The sequence below is a fragment of the Janthinobacterium sp. PLB04 genome, from assembly GCF_021165895.1.
GTDB lineage: Bacteria > Pseudomonadota > Gammaproteobacteria > Burkholderiales > Burkholderiaceae_D > Janthinobacterium > Janthinobacterium lividum.
In genome coordinates this window covers 5,660,600-5,680,646 of record NZ_CP088968.1, presented here as the reverse complement: position 1 = coordinate 5,680,646, position 20,047 = coordinate 5,660,600, and the positions used below count along the sequence as shown (strand labels likewise).

The 20,047-nt window shown below is 61.4% G+C and carries 20 protein-coding genes and 1 tRNA gene; 12 read left to right on the top strand and 9 right to left on the bottom strand.

Annotated features, from left to right (window positions below):
• Positions 1 to 101 precede the first annotated feature (101 nt).
• Both LSO07_RS25080 and LSO07_RS25075 read right to left on the bottom strand, forming a co-directional pair.
• Positions 102 to 1,163 carry a 3-deoxy-7-phosphoheptulonate synthase gene (locus LSO07_RS25080; RefSeq protein WP_070254320.1) on the bottom strand — a complete coding sequence of 354 codons (1,062 nt, stop codon included), beginning with the start codon at positions 1,161 to 1,163 and terminating at the stop codon, positions 102 to 104.
• Positions 1,164 to 1,307: 144 nt separating this feature from the next.
• Positions 1,308 to 1,985, bottom strand: a complete 678-nt coding sequence (locus LSO07_RS25075; protein WP_151096902.1) for a hypothetical protein — start codon at positions 1,983 to 1,985, stop codon at positions 1,308 to 1,310.
• A 170-nt stretch (positions 1,986 to 2,155) separates the two neighbouring features.
• On the opposite strand from LSO07_RS25075, the gene ybiB reads away from it, so the two are divergent.
• The 9 genes from ybiB to LSO07_RS25030 all read left to right on the top strand — a co-directional run bounded on the left by ybiB (position 2,156) and on the right by LSO07_RS25030 (position 11,456).
• On the top strand, positions 2,156 to 3,148 hold the full coding sequence (gene ybiB / locus LSO07_RS25070; RefSeq protein WP_151096901.1) for a DNA-binding protein YbiB: 993 nt from the start codon (positions 2,156 to 2,158) through the stop codon (positions 3,146 to 3,148).
• Positions 3,149 to 3,204: 56 nt separating this feature from the next.
• Positions 3,205 to 4,419, top strand: a complete 1,215-nt coding sequence (locus LSO07_RS25065; RefSeq protein WP_151096900.1) for an NAD(P)/FAD-dependent oxidoreductase — start codon at positions 3,205 to 3,207, stop codon at positions 4,417 to 4,419.
• A gap of 161 nt (positions 4,420 to 4,580) precedes the next feature.
• On the top strand, positions 4,581 to 5,186 hold the full coding sequence (locus LSO07_RS25060) for an FxDxF family PEP-CTERM protein (protein WP_092608033.1): 606 nt from the start codon (positions 4,581 to 4,583) through the stop codon (positions 5,184 to 5,186).
• 155 nt (positions 5,187 to 5,341) lie between these two features.
• Positions 5,342 to 5,554, top strand: a complete 213-nt coding sequence (gene rpsU / locus LSO07_RS25055; RefSeq protein ID WP_008451879.1) for a 30S ribosomal protein S21 — start codon at positions 5,342 to 5,344, stop codon at positions 5,552 to 5,554.
• Between the two features lie 193 nt (positions 5,555 to 5,747).
• Positions 5,748 to 6,200 (top strand): GatB/YqeY domain-containing protein, encoded by a 453-nt coding sequence (locus LSO07_RS25050; RefSeq protein ID WP_034746974.1) that lies wholly within the window; start codon positions 5,748 to 5,750, stop codon positions 6,198 to 6,200.
• 130 nt (positions 6,201 to 6,330) lie between these two features.
• Positions 6,331 to 8,127: a DNA primase gene (dnaG, locus tag LSO07_RS25045; RefSeq protein ID WP_070254315.1), complete on the top strand. Its 1,797-nt coding sequence runs from the start codon at positions 6,331 to 6,333 to the stop codon at positions 8,125 to 8,127.
• A gap of 465 nt (positions 8,128 to 8,592) precedes the next feature.
• Positions 8,593 to 10,833: an RNA polymerase sigma factor RpoD gene (gene rpoD / locus LSO07_RS25040; protein WP_034779848.1), complete on the top strand. Its 2,241-nt coding sequence runs from the start codon at positions 8,593 to 8,595 to the stop codon at positions 10,831 to 10,833.
• A 108-nt stretch (positions 10,834 to 10,941) separates the two neighbouring features.
• Positions 10,942 to 11,020 (top strand) — tRNA-Ile (locus tag LSO07_RS25035).
• Between the two features lie 100 nt (positions 11,021 to 11,120).
• Entirely contained in the window at positions 11,121 to 11,456 is a 336-nt protein-coding gene (locus tag LSO07_RS25030; protein ID WP_151096899.1) for an FKBP-type peptidyl-prolyl cis-trans isomerase, read from the top strand.
• Between the two features lie 16 nt (positions 11,457 to 11,472).
• Here LSO07_RS25030 and LSO07_RS25025 read toward each other — a convergent pair whose 3' ends face one another.
• The 4 genes from LSO07_RS25025 to LSO07_RS25015 form a co-directional block, all read right to left on the bottom strand.
• On the bottom strand, positions 11,473 to 11,667 hold the full coding sequence (locus tag LSO07_RS25025) for a hypothetical protein (RefSeq protein WP_151096898.1): 195 nt from the start codon (positions 11,665 to 11,667) through the stop codon (positions 11,473 to 11,475).
• Between the two features lie 97 nt (positions 11,668 to 11,764).
• Positions 11,765 to 12,478 carry a YjjG family noncanonical pyrimidine nucleotidase gene (locus LSO07_RS25020; RefSeq protein WP_151096897.1) on the bottom strand — a complete coding sequence of 238 codons (714 nt, stop codon included), beginning with the start codon at positions 12,476 to 12,478 and terminating at the stop codon, positions 11,765 to 11,767.
• Positions 12,479 to 12,927: 449 nt separating this feature from the next.
• Positions 12,928 to 13,032, bottom strand: a complete 105-nt coding sequence (locus tag LSO07_RS28480; protein ID WP_191909760.1) for a hypothetical protein — start codon at positions 13,030 to 13,032, stop codon at positions 12,928 to 12,930.
• A gap of 42 nt (positions 13,033 to 13,074) precedes the next feature.
• On the bottom strand, positions 13,075 to 13,566 hold the full coding sequence (locus tag LSO07_RS25015; RefSeq protein ID WP_151096896.1) for a DUF4265 domain-containing protein: 492 nt from the start codon (positions 13,564 to 13,566) through the stop codon (positions 13,075 to 13,077).
• Between the two features lie 120 nt (positions 13,567 to 13,686).
• Between LSO07_RS25015 and LSO07_RS25010 the strand changes: the two genes are divergently transcribed.
• Positions 13,687 to 14,103, top strand: a complete 417-nt coding sequence (locus tag LSO07_RS25010) for a GFA family protein (protein ID WP_151096895.1) — start codon at positions 13,687 to 13,689, stop codon at positions 14,101 to 14,103.
• Positions 14,104 to 14,114: 11 nt separating this feature from the next.
• On the opposite strand, the gene LSO07_RS25005 is transcribed toward LSO07_RS25010, so the two are convergent.
• A complete protein-coding gene (locus tag LSO07_RS25005) occupies positions 14,115 to 14,720 on the bottom strand; it encodes a glutathione S-transferase (RefSeq protein ID WP_151096894.1) in 606 nt (201 codons plus the stop codon).
• A gap of 68 nt (positions 14,721 to 14,788) precedes the next feature.
• Entirely contained in the window at positions 14,789 to 15,508 is a 720-nt protein-coding gene (locus LSO07_RS25000) for a Crp/Fnr family transcriptional regulator (RefSeq protein WP_034779829.1), read from the bottom strand.
• Positions 15,509 to 16,056: 548 nt separating this feature from the next.
• Between LSO07_RS25000 and LSO07_RS24995 the strand changes: the two genes are divergently transcribed.
• Positions 16,057 to 17,742 carry a methyl-accepting chemotaxis protein gene (locus tag LSO07_RS24995; RefSeq protein WP_151096893.1) on the top strand — a complete coding sequence of 562 codons (1,686 nt, stop codon included), beginning with the start codon at positions 16,057 to 16,059 and terminating at the stop codon, positions 17,740 to 17,742.
• On the opposite strand, the gene LSO07_RS24990 is transcribed toward LSO07_RS24995, so the two are convergent.
• Positions 17,743 to 17,961, bottom strand: a complete 219-nt coding sequence (locus LSO07_RS24990; protein WP_099394780.1) for an oxidoreductase-like domain-containing protein — start codon at positions 17,959 to 17,961, stop codon at positions 17,743 to 17,745. It lies immediately after the preceding gene.
• 375 nt (positions 17,962 to 18,336) lie between these two features.
• On the opposite strand from LSO07_RS24990, the gene LSO07_RS24985 reads away from it, so the two are divergent.
• Complete coding sequence (locus LSO07_RS24985; RefSeq protein WP_151096892.1) at positions 18,337 to 19,890, top strand: DEAD/DEAH box helicase; 1,554 nt, start codon at positions 18,337 to 18,339, stop codon at positions 19,888 to 19,890.
• Positions 19,891 to 20,047: the final 157 nt, after the last annotated feature.

Here is a 20,047-nt window from a genome sequence, read left to right as displayed (position 1 = left end):
CGCGCTGTGCGCTAAGCCGACCTGCGCATTGACGCGCCCGTCGGGTAGGTCGGATCAGGCCCACAGGGTCGTAATCCGACAACATTGTTGGCCGTAATATTTTACGCCGGGCGATTGACGAGGTGCGCATGCGCGTCGCGCAGCATGGTCGCCGTCGTGTCCCAGTCGATGCAGCCGTCGGTGACGGAGCAGCCGTAGGTCAGTTGCGACAGGTCTTGCGGGATCTTCTGGTTGCCGCCGACGATGTTCGATTCGATCATCACGCCCACCAGCGAGCGGTTGCCCTGGCGGATCTGGTTGACCACGTCGGCCATCACCAGCGGTTGCAGTTCCGGCTTCTTGTAGCTGTTCGCGTGCGAGCAGTCGACCACCAGGTTGGCCGGCAGCTTGGCCTTGGCCAGTGCCTGTTCGGCGATGGCGATCGACACCGAATCGTAGTTCGGACGGCCGTCGCCGCCGCGCAGCACGACGTGGCCATACGCGTTGCCGCGCGTGCGCACGATGGCCACATTGCCTTCGCCGTTAATGCCGAGGAAGGAGTGCGGGTGCGCCGACGACAGAATCGCGTTGACGGCGATGCTGATGTCGCCATCGGTGCCGTTCTTGAAGCCGACCGGGGTCGACAGGCCCGACGACATTTCGCGGTGCGTCTGCGATTCCGTGGTGCGTGCGCCGATGGCGGTCCAGGCGATCAGGTCGCCCAGGTATTGCGGCGAGATCGGGTCCAGCGCTTCGGTGGCGGTGGGCAGGCCCAGTTCGCACACGTCGAGCAGGAACTGGCGCGCCTTTTCCATGCCTTCGTTGACCTTGAACGAGTCGTCCATGTACGGATCGTTGATATAGCCTTTCCAGCCCGTGGTGGTACGCGGTTTTTCGAAATACACGCGCATCACCAGCAGCATCGTGTCCTTGACTTCCTCTTGCAGCGCTTTCAGGCGGCGCGCGTAATCGAGGCCGGCGACGGGGTCGTGGATGGAGCAGGGGCCGACGACGACGAACAGGCGCTGGTCCTTGCGGTCGATGATGTTGCGCAGCGCTTCGCGGCCGCGGCTGACGGTGTCGAAGGCGCTTTCCGACAGGGGCAGCTTGGCGTGCAGTTCAGCCGGTGTCGGCATGGGCGCGAAGGAGGTGACGTTGATATTTTCGATGTCTGGCGTATTCATGATTCTGGCTCGGCTTTCGCTATTGCGTTCTTTAAGAGGCAATAGTGTAGCGGAAATGCGGCCTGGCGGCGGGGATGGCGCCAAAACGGGAATGCCTCAGTTGTTTTTATGGCAGGGCCGGCACGCCGCCGGCCCCCTGTGCGCTCAATGGCCGCCGGCCAGGCTGGCGCCAAAGGTATAGCGGGCGATGCGCTGGTAGTTGCCGGCCAGCTCGGGCGGCCGGGGCAGGCCGGGATGGCGCCGCACATGGTCGAGGATGGCGCTTTCGTGCTGGCGTATCTGTGCGTCCAGGCAGGCGACCTGCAGGCGCACGAGGGCGTGCAGCGCATGCTGGCCGGCCTGCAGGTGCGCATCGAGGCGCGCCGATTCCTGCCGGCGCACGCCTTCCATGGCGTGCAGGCGGCGCAGCCACAGCCGTAGCTCCACATAGGCGGGCGAGGGCGGCGTCCAGCGCGCGGGGCGCCTGTGCTGGCAGTAGTGGGCCAGCACCGCGGCGCTGTGCGCCGCGTCCCCGGGCAAGCCATGGCTGCGGATATATTCTTCCAGCTGCGCGGGCTGGGCATCGCAGACCAGCATGCCCATGTCGGCCAGCATGCGGGCTGGCGCCTCGCTGTACGGCATATCGAGGCGCATGCAGACGCGCAAGCCCATGACGGGCACGTCGTTCCTTTGCAGCCAGCTGCGCAGCCAGCGGTAGCCGGCCACGTCGTTTTCCAGCACCTTGCACAGCATTTCGCCGCCCGAGAGCAGCACGGCTTTCAGCTGCAGCTTGCTCGTCTCGATGCCGACGAAGGCGCTTTCCCTTTTGCTTGCGTGTTCCATGATGAGTCCCCCCCTGTGCAGTCATATACGCAGCGGTGGCGCGTTTGGATGCAGTCGTGATGTAAATTCATCCAAATTCGTCCCCAAAATAGCGTGAAAGACTGTTGCATTGGCGCCTATGGCGTCTCCCAGCCCCTCTGCAAGGGGAAAAATCCGTGTAAGCTGGCGCCATGACGACTGTTTCCATCCCCCATACCGATGTGGCCGGTGAGCCATTTCCCGCTGCACGTTTCATCAAAGAAATAGGACGCGGCAAGAACGGTGCGCGCAGCATGACGCGCGACGACGCCTGCGCCCTGTACCGCGCCATGCTTGAGGGCCGCGTGTCGGACCTGGAACTGGGCGGCATTTTGTTATCCATGCGTATCAAGGGCGAGTCCGTGGATGAGATCGCCGGCTTCCTCGACGCTGCCGAAGCATCGTTCGCGCCGCTGGCCGCGCCGGCCGGCGAATTTGCCCCGATCATCATTCCCAGCTACAACGGCGCCCGCAAGATGGCCAACCTGACGGCGTTGCTGGCGCTGCTGCTGGCGCGCGCGGGCGCACCCGTGCTCGTGCATGGCGTGACCGGCGATCCGGGCCGCATCACCACGGCCGAAGTGCTGGCCGCGCTGGGCGTGCCCGCCTCGCCGGACCATGCGCAAGCCGAGGCCGCCATGGCGCGCGGGGAAGCCGTCTTCCTGCCCATCGCCGCGCTGGCGCCGCGCCTGGCGCACATGCTGTCCCTGCGGCGCGTGCTGGGCGTGCGCAATTCCACGCATACCCTGGTGAAAATCATGCAGCCGTTCGCCGGGCCGGCCCTGCGCCTGGTGTCGTACACGCATCCGGAGTACCTGGAAATGCTGGGTGAATATTTCCTGACTGCCTCTGATCCTGCATGCGGCGACGCATTCCTGATGCGCGGCACGGAAGGCGAGACGGTAGCCAACGCCAACAAGGCGCAGCAGATCGACTGGTTCCATGGCGTGGAGCGCACGGTGCTGGTGGAAAAGCAGTTGCTGGTGGAAGAGTTGCCGCATTTGCCGGCCGAGCGCGATGCGGCCACCACGGCCGCCTGGATCGCTGCCGTGCTGCGCGGTGAGGTGCCCGTGCCGCCATCGATCGCCGAGCAGGTAGAGCAATGCCTGATGGCATCGCGGCAGATTGCAGCACGGCCGCGCTAGCCGCGTCGCCGCAGTTTACAATGGCGTCTTTGTAATCAGCGGTGACCGGAATTCTTATGGCAAAACAATTTGATGTGGCAGTGATCGGCGCGGGCGCGGCCGGCATGATGTGTGCGGCTGTTGCCGCCCAGCAAGGTAAGCGCGTAGTGCTGATCGATCACGCGGCCAAGCTGGCCGAAAAGATCCGCATCTCGGGTGGTGGACGGTGCAATTTCACCAATATTAACGCCACGCCGCAAAATTTCCTCTCGGAAAATCCGCACTTCTGCAAGAGCGCGCTGTCGCGCTACACGCCGCAGGATTTCCTCGCGCTGGTGAAAAAATACCGCATCGGCTACCACGAGAAGCACAAAGGCCAGCAATTCTGCAATGAATCGGCCGAGCAGATCATCGACATGCTCAAGGACGAATGTGCCGCAGGCGGCGTGCACTGGCGCATGCCGTGCAAGATCGACAATGTTGCCCAGCAAGATGACGGTGGCTTTGTGCTGCAGACCGATAGCGGCGACATCGAGACGGCCAGCATCGTCATCGCCACGGGCGGCCTGTCGATCCCGAAGATCGGCGCGACGGATTTTGCCTACCGCATCGCCAGGCAATTCGATTTGACGATGGTCGAACCCCGTCCGGCCCTGGTGCCGCTGACGTTCGATGCGGCCAGCTGGGCGCCGTTCGCGGAACTGTCCGGCATCGCCCTGGAAGTCGATGTGGAGACGGGCAGCCTGAAAGGCCGCAAGGCAACGGGCGCGCGTTTCCGCGAAGATTTGCTGTTCACCCACCGCGGCCTGTCGGGCCCGGCGATCCTGCAGATTTCCAGCTACTGGCTGCCGGGCGAACCCATCGTCATCAATCTGCTGCCGGAAGTGGACGTGGCGCAGACCTTGATCGAAGGCAAGGGCACCCTGAAGAAGCAGCTGGGCAATATCGTCGCGCAATGGCTGCCGCAGCGCCTGGCCGACTGTTTGCTGGCCGTCAACGGCCTGGCGCCGGATGCGCGCATCGCCGACATGCCCGACGCGCAGCTGCGCAAGCTGGGGCTGGCCATCAACGCCTGGTCCATCGTGCCGAACGGTTCCGAAGGCTACCGCAAGGCGGAAGTGACGCGCGGCGGCATCGACACGCGCGAACTGTCGCAGCAGACCATGATGGCCAATAAAGTGCCGGGCCTGTATTTCATCGGCGAAGCGGTTGACGTGACGGGCTGGCTGGGCGGCTACAACTTCCAGTGGGCCTGGGCTTCCGGCGTGGCGGCAGGTATTGCCTTGCAGTAATAATCAGTTGTCATTTTGGCGCGGCAAGTGATTATTGGTGACAATGTTCTTGACTTCGATCAAGTGATGTTGAATACTTGGCATGTAAATTAATTTTTAGACATTTTTCATGCCTGGTGGTAATTAGTCAGGCATTCCCCTGACCATGCCCTGGAGTCGCCATGAAACGCCTGATCGCCACCGTCGCAGCAACCGTACTCACCAGCGCCGCCTTTGCCAGCACCCCCGTGCTGAGCAACGGTGGCTTTGAAAACAATTCCGTCGGTGGCGGCTACGTCTATGGCAATGTGGCGCCGGGCTGGAGCTTCACGGGCGGCGCCGGCGTGTCGGCCAGCTACACGGCGTGGAATGGCGTGGCGCAGGAGGGCAACGCCTTTGCTTTCCTGCAAAATACGGCATCGATCTCGCAAAGCTTCGTCAGCTCGGGCGCCGCCGACTACTCGTTCGCCTTCAACCTGGCGCTGCGTCCCGGCTACGATCAGGGCCAGGCCGTGACGGTCAGCCTCGATGGCAGCCTGCTGGGCCAGTACGCGGTGACCAGCACGGGCTGGACCAGCTTCAACGTGAACGCGCTCAACATCGGTGCCGGCAGCCATACCCTGAGCTTTGCCGGCATCAACCCGAACAATGCCTACGATACCTCGGCCTTCCTCGATGGCGTCAGCATGAACGTCAGCGCCGTGCCGGAACCGGGCACGTACGCCATGCTGCTGGCGGGCTTGGGCCTGCTGGGCTTCATGGCGCGCCGCCGCAAGAGCGCCATTTGAGGTAAACTGCTGCCAGGATGCGTGGTTTACACCACAGCCGGGCAGCAATCTCAGGCTGCATGCCGCACGCAAGTGGGGGAGGGGCTTCCCTTTCCGATTAAAAGCTGCTACTATCTATCTCTTCCTATACACCACCTCAACGGTTTGAATTTTACATGACCACTATTCGCCTTAAAGAAAACGAGCCGTTCGAAGTCGCAATGCGTCGCTTCAAACGCACCATCGAAAAAACGGGTCTGCTGACCGAATTGCGCGCTCGCGAATTCTACGAAAAGCCAACAGCTGAGCGCAAGCGCAAGCTGGCAGCTGCTGTAAAGCGTCATTACAAACGCATCCGCAGCCAACAACTGCCGAAAAAATTATTCTAAGACTGTTCAGTCAGAACCAACCCGGGTAGTTCGGCGCATTGTTCGCCACGGGTTTTGTTTTGATTCGCCTGGAGTGATACTTCAGATGAGTCGCATACCCGCTCCGGTTCGCCGCAGCGGGTTTTCGCTTTTGTGGCCGCCTGCTTGGTTCACACATGAGCATCGAACCCCACTTACCAACACGAGGATTGCCATGAGCTTGAAAGAACAAATTACCGAAGACATGAAAAACGCCATGCGCGCCAAGGAAGCGGGCAAGCTGGGCACGATTCGCCTGTTGCTGGCGGAAATCAAGCGCAAGGAAGTCGACGAGCGCATCGAATTGACAGACGCCCACGTGACGGCCATCGTGGAAAAGATGATCAAGCAGCGCAAGGATTCGATCACCCAGTTCGAGGCCGGTGGCCGTGCCGATCTGGCCGACATCGAAAAAGCCGAGCTGGTGCACCTGACGGGCTACATGCCTGCCGGCCTGTCCGACGAAGAAGTGGCGGCCGAAGTGGCTGCCGCCGTGGCCGCCTCGGGCGCCGCCGGTCCGCAAGACATGGGCAAGGTCATGGCCATCGTCAAGCCGAAGCTGGCGGGCCGCGCCGACATGACCGTGGTGTCCGCCCTGGTCAAGAAAGCCTTGACGCCGGCAGCGTAAGCATACAATAGTAGCAAGGGCTGCCAGCCATCGCGCTGGCAGCCTGTTAACAGCCCACACGTTGACCTGGCTCAACCTCAGGCCGCGTGCGGTAGTATAGTCTGACCTATAACAAGACCCGCCCTAGCCAGTGATACCTCAATCCTTCATTTCCGATTTGCTCAACCGCGTCGATATCGTCGATGTCGTGGGGCGCTATGTGCAACTGAAAAAAGGTGGCGCCAATTTCATGGGCTTGTGCCCGTTCCACAGTGAAAAATCGCCCAGTTTTACCGTCAGCCCCACCAAGCAGTTCTATCACTGCTTCGGCTGTGGCGCGCATGGCACCTCGATCGGCTTTTTGATCGAATACTCGGGCATGGGCTTTGTCGACGCCGTCAAGGACCTGGCGCAGAACGTGGGCATGGTTGTGCCGGAAGCGGATGACAAGATCCCGCCGGCCCAGCGCGCGCAGATCCAGGCGCAAAGCATGGCCCTGTCCGACGCCATGACGCAGGCGTGCGATTATTACCGCGGACAATTGCGCCACGCGCCGGAAGCCATCGCCTACCTGAAGAACCGGGGCTTGACGGGTGAAGTGGCCGCTCGCTTCGGCATGGGTTTTGCGCCAGGCGGCTGGGATAACCTGCGCTCCGTCTTCCCCGATTACGACGTGGTGGCATTGGCCGAGGCTGGTCTCGTGATCGACAAGGTTGATGAAGAGGGCAATAACCGCAAGCGCTACGACCGTTTCCGCGAGCGCATCATGTTCCCGATCCGCAATACCAAGGGGCAAGTGATCGCCTTTGGCGGCCGCGTGCTCGACCATGGCGAACCGAAATACCTGAACTCGCCAGAAACCCCCTTGTTTTCCAAGGGTTTCGAACTATATGGGCTGTTCGAGGCGCGCCAGGCCATCCGCGACGCCGGCTATGTGCTGGTGACGGAAGGCTACATGGACGTGGTGGCGCTGGCGCAGATGGGTTTCCCGCAAGCGGTGGCGACCCTGGGTACGGCGTGCACGCCCACCCACGTGCAAAAACTGTTGCGCCAGACCGATAACGTGATTTTCAGCTTCGACGGCGACAAGGCCGGCCGCCGCGCCGCCCGCCGCGCGCTGGAGGCGAGCCTGGCCCATGTGTCGGACAATAAAACCATCAAATTCCTGTTCTTGCCGTCGGAACACGATCCGGACAGCTACATCCGCGAATTCGGCGCCGAAGGTTTTGAACAGCAAGTGCATGAAGCCATGCCGCTGTCGCAATTCTTGCTGAAAGAAGTATCGGGCGAGCATGATCTGTCGGAACCGGAAGGGCGCGCCCGCGTGCAGTTCGACGCCAAGCCCCTGCTGCAGCTGATGGCGCCATCGTCGCTGCGCCTGCAGATCGTGCGCGGCCTGGCGCAGCTGACGCAGTCCACGCCGGCCGAGATCGAAGCCCTGTTCGAACTGGCGAAACCCGTTGCCGTGGCGCGCCGCGCGCCGCCGAAATCGGGCCGCCCTGTTCCCGTGGGCCTGGAATTGAAGATCATGCGCATGCTGGTGGCGCATCCGCCCCTGACCATGCGCATCGACGAGGCCGCTCTCACCGCCTTCCAGCACCTGGGGCCCGATGCGGCGCACAGCCTGGGGCAACTGGTGGCCGTGGGCCAGGCGCTGGGCGAGCACGGCAGTTTCGCCGCGCTGGCGCAGCAGTTGAAGGAGCTGGGCAGCGAATACGACGAGATCATCGGCGAGATCGCGGCCGGCACGGAATCCGATTACGACAGCGAATTGTCGTGGCTGGTAAGCACCATCCGCGAGATCAAATTGAATGCCTTGAAGGCGGAATTGCAGCAATTGTTCGCGTCGGGTTTGCCATCGGAGAAAATTGGTGTACGCTACCGCGAAATCATGCAGGAGCAAGGCGACCTGGAGCGCGAGCGCGATGCCGAGTTGGTGAATCGCTAACCTTGCTCTGAGGGTATGGCGCGCACTGGAAAAACATTTTTCGCGTGCTATAATTAAATGCTAAGTATTGTGTGCTTTGGCAAGCTAGTTCTGTTTCGTAAATAGTATTTGTTTTCAGTAAGTTAGGCTCTTGATCGGCGCGGTGGATCGTGTCGGCAGCCAGAGCCAACTGGCGTTTTCGGCGTTGCGGGCAAGGGCTCGCAGACGCTGGCAAGCCGCGCCAGGCTCTCGCTCCCAACGCGGTCGATGCAGGAATTTTTGCCGAGACGGCTGGCAACAGCCGGTGGACAGGAATTGCTGCGCTTCCCGCGGATCGTGGCCGATGAGGTGTAAGTAACGTAACAGTGTCGAATTTGCGTTGTCGGCAGGTTCGAAGATGGTGGTTCCCGCAGGTAGACAGGGAACTGGCAGCAAACTTTATCCTAATCCACCGTAAAGCAAGTCGTTGTGTAATCGAAAGCGCCTGTGCCAATCAAGAAACCCGAATCCAAAGCGGCTGTAAAGCCCACTAAAGTTACCACGAAAGCCGAAAAGGCGCTCGACCGGCCAGAAGCGCGCGTCACCAGCGCGCCCGTGGTCAGCCAGACCACCGATGCCGCCACCTTGGCGGCGATCGATACGTCCGGTTATGTCTTGCCGTCGGTAAAAGTGCCAGGCCGCCGCGGCCGCAAGCCAAAAGAATTCCAGCCAGAAAATGATGAAGTCGCCGCCCTGAACGCCGTCGAGCGGGCCGAACTGAAGGCCGTCGACAAGGCCAAGGCGAAGGATCGCAAGGCGAAAGAGCGCGCGCTGCTGAAGGACGCTTTCTCGTCCGACACGGAAGCGAGCGAGGAAGAACTCGAGCGTCGGCGCCAGAAACTCAAGACCCTGATCAAGTTCGGCAAGGAGCGCGGTTTCCTGACCTATGCGGAAATCAATGATCACTTGCCCGAAAACATCGTCGATCCGGAAGCCATCGAAGGCATCATTGGTACCTTCAATGACATGGGCATCGCCGTCTACGAGCACGCGCCCGATGCGGAAACGTTGTTGCTGTCCGATAACGTTGCCGTGGTCACCAGCGATGACGAGGCGGAAGCGGCAGCCGAGGCCGCATTGTCGACCGTCGACTCCGACTTTGGCCGCACCACCGACCCCGTGCGCATGTACATGCGCGAGATGGGCTCGGTCGAGCTGCTGACGCGCGAAGGCGAGATCGAGATTGCCAAGCGGATCGAAGATGGCTTGAAAGACATGATCCAGGCCATTTCCGCCTGTCCCGTGACGATCGCCGAGATCATCGCCGCCGCGGACCGCATCGCCAACGAAGAGATCAAGATCGACGAAATCGTCGACGGCCTCGTCGATGAAAACGAACCGGTCGCCGCCGCGCCTGTCGTGGCTGCTCCCGTCGAAGAAGACGAGGAAGAAGGCGAAGCGGAAGAAGAGGAAGTCGAAGAAGAGGAAGAGGCGAGCGCTTCCGGCGCAGCCGGTTTCTCGGCCGAGCAGCTGGAAACCCTGAAGCGCACGGCGCTGGAAAAATTCGCCATCATTTCGCAGCAATTCGACAAGATGCGCCGCGCCTTCGAGAAAGAAGGCTACAACTCGAAACCCTACGCCAAGGCGCAGGAAGCCATTTCACAAGAGTTGCTGGGCATCCGCTTCACGGCCAAGGTCGTGGAAAAGCTGTGCGACACCCTGCGCGGCCAGGTCGACGAAGTGCGCCATATCGAAAAGCAGATTCTCGATGTGGCCGTGAACCGCTGCGGCATGCCGCGCGCCCACTTCATCAAGGTCTTCCCGGGCAATGAAACCAACCTCGACTGGGTCGATGGCGAAGTCAACGCAGGACACGCGTACAGCGCCATCCTGGGCCGCAACATTCCGACCGTCAAGGAACTGCAGCAGCGCCTGATCGACCTGCAGGCGCGCGTCGTCTTGCCGTTGCCGGACTTGCGCAACATCAACCGCCAGATGGCGGCCGGTGAAATGAAGGCGCGCAAGGCCAAGCGCGAAATGACGGAGGCCAACTTGCGCCTGGTCATTTCGATCGCCAAGAAATACACGAACCGTGGCCTGCAATTCCTCGACCTGATCCAGGAGGGCAATATCGGCCTGATGAAGGCCGTCGACAAGTTCGAGTACCGCCGCGGCTACAAGTTCTCCACGTATGCGACATGGTGGATTCGCCAGGCCATCACGCGCTCGATCGCCGACCAGGCGCGCACGATCCGGATTCCCGTGCACATGATCGAGACGATCAACAAGATGAACCGGATTTCCCGCCAGATCCTGCAGGAAACGGGCGCGGAACCCGATCCGGCTACCCTGGCGATCAAGATGGAGATGCCCGAGGACAAGATCCGCAAGATCATGAAAATCGCCAAGGAACCGATCTCGATGGAAACGCCGATCGGCGACGACGACGATTCCCACCTGGGCGACTTCATCGAGGACAACAACACCCTGGCGCCGGCCGACGCGGCCCTGCACGCCTCCATGCGCGGCGTGGTTAAGGACGTGCTCGATTCCCTGACGCCACGCGAAGCGAAAGTGCTGCGCATGCGTTTCGGCATCGAGATGTCCACCGACCACACCTTGGAAGAAGTGGGCAAGCAATTTGACGTGACGCGCGAGCGCATCCGCCAGATCGAAGCCAAGGCGCTGCGCAAGCTGCGCCACCCATCGCGCTCCGACAAGCTGAAAAGCTTCTTGGAAGGCAACTAGAAGCCAATAGGGCTTGACGCGCGCCCCTGATACCCCTATCCTCGCGTGTCCGTTTCCAAAACGGCCGCGCGAGGCGGGCTTCAACAGCGCCGCCACGCCGCAGTCCCCGGGCCTCTAGCTCATGCTTGGTTAGAGCAGCGGACTCATAATCCGTTGGTGCCGTGTTCGACTCACGGGAGGCCCACCAGAATTTGCAGTAGTGATCGAAGCCCCGGCGGGCCACTGCCGGGGCTTTTTTTATGCTGTCGTACAATCGCTGCATTGCGATTGATGAAGGATGAAACAAGATGACGGCTGAAGTGAAGATTGAAGACATCGTCGTTGGTGACGGCAAGGCGGCGGCGCGTGGCGCGCTGGTGACTGCCCATTACCGGGGCTGGCTGGAAGATGGCACGGAGTTTGACTCGTCGCACAAGCGGGGCGAACCGTTCCGCTGTGTGTTGAGCAATAACAAGGTCATCCAGGGCTGGATTCTGGGTTTGCATGGCATGCAGGTCGGTGGCACGCGCAAGCTGTGGGTGCCGGCTGCACTGGCGTATGGCGAACGGCAGGTGGGCTTGATTCCACCAAACTCCAACTTGCTCTTCGAGATTGAGTTGCTGGAAGTGCTGACGCGCGATTGATGTCTGGATGGCGTAATCAGACAGATACGACGTCGGTTTTTTGCGCGAGCAGTTGTCCGACATCGGCGCGCAGCGCCTGCTGTGTGTGGGCGGTGGCATCGCGAAAGGCCAGGTAGCCGACCAGCCTGGGCTTGCCCGCCTGGCGCCTGGCCAGCATGGCAAAGAACAGGGTCAATGCCTCGATGGCGAGCAAGACGGTGCAGGAAGGCATGGGCAGGTATCAGGATGGACGAGTCCTGATGGTACGCGAACAGCGATGTATTTTCGTGCCGCTATCAGCGTATTTCAGGTGGTGCGCTTGTGGTAGATCAAGCCTGTTTCAGTTTGACTTGCATCATGTCCAGCATTGGTACGATGTCATGCAGGCTGGCCACTTCACAGGTGGGGATGGCAGTCGAGGTATTGGCCATGCTATCCGGATTGAACCAGCAACTGTCGATGCCGTAGCGGTTGGCGCCGAAGATGTCGGCGTCCAGCCGGTCGCCGATGATGATGGTCGCGTCCTTGCTGCATGCGCGCGCCATGTTGGCCGCGTATTCGAAGAAGCGCACGTCCGGCTTGGCGTGGCCGCACGCTTCGGAGGTGGCGACGAAGGAGATGCAGTCGCTCAGGCCGGAGGCGGCGATGCGGCGGTTCTGGATGGATTCGACGCCATTGGTGATGATACCCACTTCGCCGATGCGCGACAGGGTTTCGCACACTTGTTTGGCGCCGTCGATGAGCACGACCGTGTCCGGTAGGGAGTCAAGATACAGCCGGCTGGCCAGTTCCGGATCGATGGCGATGCCGTTCAATGCAAACGTCTTGCGGAAACGTTCTACCTTCAGGAAATCCTTGCTCACGTCGCCCGTTTCGAAACGTTTCCACAGGTCGATGTTGATCGCCTGGTATTGGGAAAACAGCGCGTCGATGCCCTCGTGCAAGCCCAGTTGGTCCATGGTGTGCAGGAACGAGCGTTTTTCGGATGCCCGGAAGTCGAGCAGGGTATCGTCGAGGTCAAACAGGAATAGCTTGTATTTCATGGCGTGTCATTGAAAGGAACTTGTCTTGCATCGTAGCACGTAGCGATGAGTTCGGTTGCGCTGAGGAGTACTAGCGAGTCGTCTATTTGCACTGAAACCTGACCATTTTCGTTCGCTGTTCAAGGGCCTCGATGCACTGTTTGACTCTTGGCAAATCCATGCGCAGGTAGCGCTCGGTACCGGCATACAGGCAGTCCACCAGAAACAGATAGCGGGGTGCATCAAAATTGATAGCCCAGCGTTGATACAAGGTGCCGGCACGTGTCCCTTCGCTGGGCGGATAGGCAAGGCTTCGGCGGTCTCCGGCGGCTGATTCGCGGGATGGGACAGTATGCGCACACCGTCGAGCCTGGCGGCGGGCAGGTTCCAGGTCGAGGGAGCTGCTTGTGGACAAGAAACGGCGGCAACGGGCCGCATCGTCGTGGCCGCCATGGCTAATGCCAGCGGCTTCATCCGATGCCCGCCGCCGAACGGCCGAAGTAGATCACGCGGGCGCCGGGTTTGTGATTGCGCCATTGGCCGAAAATTTCAATGCCGCCAGGTACCTGGCGCATGAAGAGCGCCGCATGGTTGCCCTGCCGCAGGTTCTGATAGGCTTACATATCCACCCACCAGTTGAGCAAGGTTTCATCATCGTCGTCGTCGAGGTTGACGTAGATATTGGCGAAGTACCATTCGACGCCCGTCGCTTCGCGGAAGGCGTCGAAGGGGCCGTTGACGTTGTAGATGCCGTGATGTCCCGGCACGCTGAAGGTGAGGTTGCCCTTGTACTGGCCATCCATCGTGCCGCCCAACTGGCTTTGCACGTCGCGTTCGAGCTGGTCCACTGCCTCTTGCGACACGTCGTCGGCATAGATCTGGATGCAGAAGTTACCGCCGCGCTTCAGTACTTCGGCAGGGGCCAACGGGTTGGCAATGTTGATGATGTCGCCGCGCGCCAGGTTCAGGGTCAGGCCGGGCGAGGCCAGCAGTTCGTAGACGTGCTCGTCGATCTGGCGCGCAGGCAGGGTTTCATACACGGGACCCTTGGTGTTTTCGCCTGCCAGTACGCGGATGTGCGGCAAGCCTTCGCAATTGATGTCTTCCATTCATTCTTTCATAGTGCCGGCGCCACGCACATTGGGCTGCGCCAGGGTGGGTTTATGGCAATATTGTACCGGGTACGTATCTGCAGGCAGGGCATGCAACGCTGCAAACGAGGAGATGCGATGGAGAATGTGGTGCAAACAGGCGGCTGTTTATGTGGCGCCGTGCGCTTTGAAGTGACAGGCGAGGGCGGCAATCCGCACAGCTGTTCCTGCCGAAATTGCCAGCAGCATACGGGCGCGCCGACGGTGGCCTGGGTGGAGTTTGCGCGCGATCAAGTGCGCTGGACGGGGTCGGCCGGTGTGCCTGCCACCTACCGTTCTTCCGAATATTCCAGCCGGGCCTTCTGTGCCGCTTGCGGCAGTTCCATCGGTGCCATCGACGATGCGCCCACGGTGGCCTTGCTGGTGGGCAGTTTTGACGATCCTGCCCAGGCGGCCTTTGCACCCGAATATCACTCGTTTGACGATGTCAGGCCGGGCTGGTGGCACTTCGATCCAGCCGCCGCTGTACCCGGGCCGGGCGCCGCAGGCAAATAGCCTGCGGCGCGTCAGACTGGCGGCGTGGCCAGGAAGGCGGGCAAGGTTTCCGCCGAGCGCGTGTAGGCGTGGATGGCCGGGTAATCGCTGGGTTTGACGATATCGGGCGTTTCCAGCTGGGCGAAGCTCCATCCGACGGCGATGGTCACGCCCGCCTGGTCGATACTGCCAGTCTCGCCAGGCAGGGGCAGGTGCGCGCATTCCTGTTCCAGCGCGTTCCAGGCGGCATGCAGCTGCATGCTGACCCGTTCCAGCCACGGCGCATGTTGCTTGTCGAGCGGACGCAGCTTGCGTTCGTAGACGATTTGCACGGCTTTTTCATAGGCGGCCAGCGCCAGGCCCGTCAGGCGCAGCGCGCGCACGCTGTCGGCGAGGGCGGGGACGGTGGTGCCCGGACGCAGCAGCGATAGATAGTGGAGTATCAAGGTGGAATCCATCAGCACTTGCCCGTCGTCCAGTACCAAGGTCGGCACCTTGATGACGGGGTTGATCTCGCGCACGGCATCCATGTTGCGGAACACGGATAGCGGCAAGTGCTCGTAGGAAATTCCCTGCAGTTGCAAACAGACGGCGACCCTGCGCACATAGGGCGAGTCGAGCATGCCGATCAGTTTCATGGCCAGTCTCCGGGGTAGTCAGGAATATCTACGATACCCGCTTGCCTGCCCGTTTGCCAGCGTCGTGCTTAATTGTGTGCGCTGATGCCGCTGCGGAACTGTTCAAAACCGGCGCGCGCTGCCTTGTAGCAATTGCCGGCGGCCGCTTCCAGGCCTTCGCGGTCGAGCACTTCGACCGTGCCGCGGCGGTACTGGATCAAGCCTTCGTCCTGCAGTTTGCGGGCCGTGACGGTGACGCTTTCGCGGCGCACGCCCAGCATGTTGGCCATGGTGTCTTGCGTCACTTTTAATTCGTTCGACAGCGAACGGTCGAGGCGGTCCAGCAGCCAGCGGCACAGTTTTTGTTCGATGCTGCAATGACGGCCGCCCACCACGTTCTGTGCCATTTGCGCGAACATGGCGCTGGTGTAGCGCATCAGCAATTGTGCCAGCGCGCCGCCTTCATTGAACACTTCGCGCAGGAAGGCTGTTTTCAGGCGGTAGCCGTAGCCGGCCGTTTGCACGATGGCCGTGCAGGTGGCGCGCTCGGCTTCGTAGAGCACCACGCCAGCCACGCCTTCGCGGCCGATGACGGCGATCTCCGTGGTGGCGCCGTCTTCCATCACATACAACAGGGAAACGATGGCGTTGGTGGGGAAGTACGTGTATTCAATCTTGCCGCCGCAATCGAACAGGTGCTTGCCGGCAGGCAAAGCGACCAATTCCAGTTGGCAGAACAGGCGCTCCAGATCGGTGCGCGACAAGGCGCGCAGCAATTCGTTCTGTTGTGCGCCCGTGATGCTGATCATCGGGGTGGCGGGAGCGGCTTGCCAGTTGTGCTGGGCGGCGGCGTGGTTATTCGTTGCTGGGGTCAGGTTGCTATAAGCTTTGTACATGGTAGGGCCTCGTCTTCTGATTTTGTTGGATGGCGCTGCTTTTCTGGCTTGCTAGCGTTGTGCTGAATCTTGTATCCACTATAGGACCAGGGGCCGCGGACGGGCATCGGATGAGCCGACGCGCTTATGTAGGCTAGGAACATTGCCTCGTGTCATCCGACTCCTACGCCTGCTGCTGCATTTTTCCCTGTAGAAACAACGTTGCCTGGAAAAAATACGCCGCCTTGCCCGCTACCCGTGAACTTTGGCCGCATACCTTGATCAAACCCCTCTGCACTGCAGTACGACGGTGATAAGATGTTGCGCTGCGGAAATTCGACTGGTGTTTCGGGATGCGCTGCTGTCCTTGCCCTCCATCACTGTTTACTTCCGCTGCAGCCTGCCCTCACTGCCCGCGCCGTGCATTTGCCGGAGCGCGGCCATCTTGTCCCGTTTACCCGTCTAATGAAGGAACGCAACGCATGAAATGGTTTTTTGATCTGAAAATTGCCACCAAGCTGATCTTGTCGTTTGGCGCCGTGCTGCTGTTGACGGCCGCGCTGGGCGTGTCGGCGATCTTTTCCATGGCGCGCATCAATACCGCGTCGACGGACCTGTCCGCCAACTGGATGCCCAGCGTGCTGGCGGCCATGTCCATGCGCAGCGATGTCAGCGATTTCCGCCGCTGGGAACTGGCGCACATGCTGGCCGCGCAGGATGCCGACATGGCGCAGAACGAAACGCGCATGACGGAAACCCAGGCCAAGCTGAAGGTGGACGGCGACAAGTACCGCAGCCTGATTTCCGAACCGGGCGAGCGGGAAGTATTCGAGCGCTTCCTGGCGCTCAACGATGAATTCATGCGCCTGCATGCAACCATGCTGAGCCTGTCGCGCGAGATGAAGAAGGAAGAGGCGCGCGCGCTGGCCGTGGGGCCGTCCGCCAAGGTCATGGCGGACATGATGGCGACCCTCGATAAGCTGGTGTCGATTAACACGGATGGCGGCGTGCGCTCGAGCGCCAGCGCTGATGCAACGTATGCGGCCTCGCGTGCCAGCCTGATCGGCCTGCTGGTGGGCAGCGTCGTCATCGGCATGCTGCTGGCGCTGTGGGTGGCGCGCAGCGTGGCGCGTCCGCTGATCGAGGCCGTCGGCGTGGCGCGCCAGGTGGCGGCTGGCGATTTGACGGCGCATATCGTTGTGCAATCGCAAGACGAAACGGGGCAATTGATGCAGGCCCTGAAAGACATGAATGCCAGCTTGCAAAAACTGGTGGGCCAGGTGCGCAGCGGCACCGATACGATTGCCACGGCGTCGAGCCAGATTGCCGCCGGCAACCAGGATTTGTCGTCGCGCACGGAAGAGCAGGCCAGTTCGCTGGAAGAAACGGCTTCGTCGATGGAGGAGCTGACCTCGACCGTGAAGCAGAATGCGGACAATGCGCGCCAGGCCAACACCATGGCGCTGACCTCGTCGAGCATCGCCATCGAGGGCGGCAAGGTCGTCGGCGAAGTGGTGGGCACGATGGCGTCGATCAATGCCTCGTCGCGCAAGATCGTCGATATCATTGCCGTCATCGACGGCATTGCTTTCCAGACCAATATCCTGGCCCTGAATGCAGCCGTCGAGGCGGCGCGCGCAGGCGAGCAGGGGCGCGGCTTTGCCGTCGTGGCCACGGAAGTGCGCAACCTGGCGCAACGCTCGGCCGCCGCGGCCAAGGATATCAAGGTCCTGATCGGCGATTCGGTCGAGAAAGTCGAGGCGGGGTCAAAACTGGTGGACCAGGCGGGCCGCACGATGGATGACATCGTGGCCAGCATCACCCGCGTGACGGATATCATGAGCGAGATCACGGCCGCCAGCAGCGAGCAGAGCGCCGGTATCGAGCAGGTTAACCAGGCGATTGCCCAGATGGACCAGGTGACGCAGCAAAATGCGGCCCTGGTGGAAGAGGCGGCGGCAGCGGCCGAATCGATGCAGGAGCAGGCCGCCAGCCTGAGTGAAGTGGTCAGCATCTTCAAGCTCGACGTGGCCAGTGCCGCCGCAACCCGGCCGCGCGCGCCAGTCCTCGGCAAGGCGCCGGCCGCCGTGACGCCGGCAGCGGCGCCGCGTCAATTGGCCGACACGGCGCGTCGCACGGCGCCAGTGGATGAGTGGGAAAGCTTTTGATTAAGCGCGCTTGCGCGGTTTTTTGACGCCCTTAGTGGTGGGCGCGGTAGCGGCTTGCTGGCGCTGTTGCCACGCCCTCAGGGCCTCTTCGTAGGCGGCCAGGTCTTCCTGGTACATTTCCAGTACGCAAAAGGTGCAACCGCTGTGGCAACATTCGTCATTGCCCGGTTTGCTGGGCGCTTGCGGTTGCGGATCGTGGGGTAAAGGCGGGGTGGGCATGGTGAGGGCAGGGGGCGGCGGAAGAGGTATCGGAGCTGGCATCGCAGTTGCCATCATACGGCATCCCGGCGTGCCGTTGCTGGAACGCTTTTTGCTCAAAAATCACGGTTTCCGTGTACAGTTGCGGTGAATTAGGGTATCGTTTACAGCACTGATATTGTATCTTCTGCGCGCGATGTTCCGCCGGCGCGATCTCCGCCGCCATCGCAGCACATCTCTTCGACGCTCCCGCATACGCCATACAGCATGTCCCGGAGCACGGAGGTGCCGCAAGAACAATGATCCATGGCTTGCAAGACGGAGCTGCCTGTGCCCCGAAATGTTGTTTATTGAGAAAGCATGGCTTCCGCAGTGCGGAGGCACACCAGAAAATTTATGTCTGAAACCGAATCGACTCCTACGCCCAGCCCGGCGATTGCCCCTGAAGCGGCGCCCGTCGCCGCTGCGCCTGCACCAGCACCTACCGTATCCGCTGCTCCCAGCCTGACCTTTGCCGACTTTGGCCTCGCGCCTGAAATCCAGCGCGCACTGACCGACCAGGGCTACACCCATCCGACACCGATCCAGGAACAAGCGATCCCCGTGGTGCTGCAAGGCCGCGATGTGATGGGTGCCGCGCAAACGGGCACCGGCAAGACGGCCGGTTTTTCCTTGCCGATCATCCAGTTGCTGATGGCGCATGCCAGCAGCAGCATGTCGCCGGCACGCCACCCGGTGCGCGCGCTGATCCTGACGCCGACCCGTGAGCTGGCGGTGCAGGTGGCCGAAAACGTCAAGGCTTACGCCAAGCACACGCCGCTGCGCTCGACCGTCGTCTTCGGCGGCATGGACATGAAGCCGCAAACCGTCATCCTGCGTGGCGGCGTGGAAATCGTCATCGCCACGCCGGGCCGCTTGCTCGACCATATCGAGCAAAAGAACATCAGCCTGAGCCAGGTGCAGATGCTGGTCATGGATGAGGCCGATCGCATGCTGGACATGGGCTTCCTGCCGGACTTGCAACGCATCATCAACTTGCTGCCGAAGCAACGCCAGAACCTGATGTTCTCGGCCACGTTCTCGCCAGAAATCAAGAAGCTGGCTGCCACGTTCCTCAACGATCCGCTGACGATCGAAGTGGCGCGCAGCAACCAGACGGCCGACAAGGTCACGCAAGTGGTCTATAAAGTGACGGAAGACCAGAAGCATGCCCTGGTCGCCCATCTTCTGCGCCAACGCGACCTGAAGCAGGTCATCGTATTCTCGAATACCAAGATCGGGGCCTCGCGCCTGGCCCGCGTGCTGGAACAGGAAGGCATGAGCGCCACGGCGATTCACGGCGACAAGAGCCAGCAGGAGCGCATGGCGGCGCTGGAAGCGTTCAAGAAGGGCGAGATCGACGTGCTGGTCGCCACCGACGTGGCGGCGCGCGGCCTGGATATTTCCGATTTGCCTTGCGTCATCAACTTCGACTTGCCGTACAACGCGGAAGATTATGTGCACCGCATCGGCCGCACGGGCCGCGCCGGCGCCTCTGGCGACGCCATTTCGATCTACTCGGATAAAGACGAGCGCTTGCTGGCCGACATCGAGAAACTCATCAAGCAAAGCATCAAGCGCGGTGAATTGACGGGCTTCAACCCCGCGCCCGCCCGCAGCAGCGACAGCGAGCGCCGTCCGCCGCGCCGCAGCGAAGGTGGCGAGGCGCGTCCCGCGCGTGCCCCGGAGAGCCGCCATGCTGGCGACAGCAGCCGCGACAGTCGTTCCGCCGAGCGCGGTGCGCGTCCCGCCTTTGGTCCTGGCGCCCGCCGCGAAAAGGCCGATCCCTGGTTCCTGAAGCCATATGAGCCTGCCAAGGCAGCAGCCCCGGCTGCCGCCAGCATGGCGCCTGTCGCGGCCAAGCCGAAGCAGAAGGTGGCAGCGTTGCTGGGTGGGTTGTTGAAGAGCTGATATCTTTTGGAACCGTATTTCCATACGGCTATTCCATTGAGTTCCTTTTCGTCCTCATTTTATGTGGGTAGTGGCAGGAAAGAGTGGATTTGCTATATTTTCCTGCCATATCGATTTGCAGCGCCTAATGGCACCGTGATAAGCGGCAGTGAGCTGT